A 2,959-nucleotide genomic window follows, 5' to 3' on the forward strand; every position below is an offset into this window, starting at 1 on the left:
ATTGCTGCAGTTCCATTATTGTGACATAAAGCATATTTCATTCCATAAAGTTCAGCATATTGCTTTTCAAATTCTTTTGTTAATTCGGTTTTTGACATTGCTCCTTTCTTCAAAACATCAAGGACTTTCTCTTCCATCTCTTTTGTTATAATTGGCCATTTACAAAATTTACTATAATCTGAGTTTATTGCTTTTTCTCCACCAAAAATTGCAAGTTTCATTTATCCCTCCAGTTTTAAAAGTTTTATAGCATTTTCTCTTGCTATTTTATTGAAAACAGTTTCGTTTATTTTCTTCTCTTCTTTTAACTTTAAAAGTAAATCAACGAGGGGAGTAGGTGTTTCAGGTGCACATATATCTGTTCCAAATAGTAATCTATCCTGAAATTCATTCAGAAAATCAACTGCATAGTTTAAATCTCTTGCAAGTGCATTATAACCACTACCTGCAGAAAGGTCTCCATATAAATTTTTATATTTTCTCATAAGTTTTGGCACAACCCCTTCTTTTTTTACAGGATAATCCGGATAGCCGTACCTATCATATGGTTTTTCAAGTTCAGCAATTTCAGCCCAGAATGGCTGGGAATGTCCAATAAAAATCAAATCCGGAAATCTGTTTAAACAGTATTCAAGGCCGGGGAGTCCAGGTTCATCATATATTCCATAGAAATTTCCAAGTTGTGGAGATATGTGGAATGTTAAAGAAAAACCAACCTTTTCTACACATTTAAAAAAATTTAAAAATAATGGATTGGTAAAAGGTAAGTTTGCAGTAACTTCACCTATTCCTTTACATCCGAGTTCTTTATAAATATAAAGAAGTTCATCTATTGGAGATAAAGGTGAATTCTCTACTGCTCTCGGGTCAACATTACAGAAAGGTATAAATCTATCAGGATACATTTTATAAATTTCAAGCATTTCATGGGTTGAACCTGGCTGTATAGAGCATTCAGGACTAACTCCTGGAAGTAGAACTCCTTTTTCTATTCCAAGTTTTTCATATCTTTCAATTAAGTTTTCTGGTGATATATAATAATATTTACCTTTCCACATAATCGGGTTTTTCCTTGAATGAACATGAATATCTATAAACATTTTTATTTTCCTATTTTTATTTTTGTTTCCGGTTTATTTATCAATTTTGAACCTGAATCTATATCTATATATAAAGAAACATCCTTATGTAATCTTAAAAAGGAAGCAGGAACTTTATTTGATATTTCACCTTCAAGAGTCAATTTTACAGCATCACCTTTCTGTTTACCAGGAACCATACAGAAGATTTTATCTGCAAGCAAAATTGCAGAAACTGTCATTGTTAAAGCATTCCTTGGGACTTCGTCTAAACTCTTATACCTTGCTTCTGGATTTGGATGAGTTTTATAATCCTCATACTGCTGCTTCACAGAAATATCATCAATTCTTATTTTTGTTATTATCTCTTTATTCCACAGGTCAGTTCCTGGTTCATTAAAAGCAATATGTCCATTAACTCCTATTCCAATAAATGCAAGATAAATACTTTCATTTCTCTTGATTTCCTGGTATTTTTCTATAAATAAATCTGTATAATTTTTTATTATTTCATCCTCTGTTTTGCCTGCCTCCTTCATATAAAAAACATTTTTTTCAGGAATTTCTACTTTTTCAAAAATATGGATTCTTAAATACTCCTTGAAAGTATTGGGATGATTTTCTGGAAGGTCTATATATTCATCAAGATGAAATGCATATATGTTTTCCCACTTTATATTTTTGTTTTTTGATAGATTTTCAAGAAATGTATCCTGAGAAGGAGCAGCAGCAAAAACACACAAACATTTTCTGTTCAATTTATTTGTATAATTTTCAAGAATTTCTCCTGCATCTTCTGCTGATTTTTTCCCAATTTCTTCATTGCTTTTCAGAATAAAAACTTTAAAATTTCTTATGTCCATCTTTACTCCTTTTTAAATATTTAACAATTTTTTTGCATTTTCGTAAAAAATCTTTTTCTTCTTTTCTTCTGTTATGTTTAAATTTTTCAAATAGTCAATAATTGGAAGTTCCTGTTCAGGATATAAATAATCAGTTGCAAATAAAAGTTTATTATAAAATTTATTTAAAAATTCAATACCGTATTCTATATCCCTTGTTAATGCATTGTAACCACTTCCAGCAGAAAGGTCAGCATACATATTTGGATAATTGTGTAGTAAATACTGAACTTTACCTTCTTTTTTTATTTTTCCTTTTGGATATGAATTTCTTTCTTCTGCTGTTACATCTCCTGAAATTTCTGCCCACCATCCAGGTCCATGAGCAACAAAAATTGTATCCGGGAATTCATTTAAAACTTCTTCTATATAAGGTAATCCTATTTCATCTGTAAGCCCGATAGTTGAATTTCCTGGAACTCCACCAAGATGAAAGACAATTGAAAGTTTTAAATCTCCACATGCTCTATAAATATTTTTCATCCTTTTATCATTGAATTGTAAATTTGCAAGGACTTCTCCGAAACCCTTTGCTCCTTTTTTTACATATTCTTCAATTATTTTCTCTATTCTCTCTTCTTTTTCATTGTTTTTACCTCTTCTCGGGTCAACATTACAGAAAGGAATTAATTTTTCTCTATATTTTTTACATATCTTTAAAACATAATCAGTTGTTAAATAAAAATGTGTTTCTTCCGGATTTTCAATCGGTAAAATAATACTTTTTTCTATTCCATATTTATTCATTGTTTCAATAAGTTTTTTTGGTGTTAATGGATTTCTTCCATAAAATATCTTTCCTATATGAACATGATAATCAATCATTTTATTTCCTCCTTTTACTTTTTGAAAATTATATAACATACCGGATTTTATGTAAAAATTCACCTTAAAATTTTATTAATAGTTTGACTAATGAAAATAATCCTGTTGCCTCATATAAGAATCTAAGTAAAATTTATATACGATGCCTCACAT

4 protein-coding genes are annotated in these 2,959 nt (G+C 29.5%); all 4 read right to left on the reverse strand.

The window, feature by feature from the left end; translation table 11 throughout:
* On the reverse strand, positions 1-221 hold a 221-nt coding region (locus PKV21_09890; GenBank protein ID HOM27797.1), incomplete at its 3' end, for a DegT/DnrJ/EryC1/StrS family aminotransferase.
* Entirely contained in the window at positions 222-1,100 is an 879-nt protein-coding gene (locus PKV21_09895) for an amidohydrolase family protein (GenBank protein HOM27798.1), read from the reverse strand.
* A gap of 2 nt (positions 1,101-1,102) precedes the next feature.
* Positions 1,103-1,942, reverse strand: a complete 840-nt coding sequence (locus PKV21_09900; protein HOM27799.1) for a 6-phosphogluconolactonase — start codon at positions 1,940-1,942, stop codon at positions 1,103-1,105.
* Positions 1,943-1,954: 12 nt separating this feature from the next.
* The gene (locus tag PKV21_09905; GenBank protein HOM27800.1) at positions 1,955-2,806 is read right to left on the reverse strand and encodes an amidohydrolase family protein; all 852 of its coding nucleotides are present in this window, start codon (positions 2,804-2,806) and stop codon (positions 1,955-1,957) included.
* Positions 2,807-2,959: the final 153 nt, after the last annotated feature.

The organism is bacterium (assembly GCA_035371905.1).
In the GTDB taxonomy this organism is placed as follows: Bacteria; Ratteibacteria; UBA8468; order B48-G9; family JAFGKM01; genus JAMWDI01.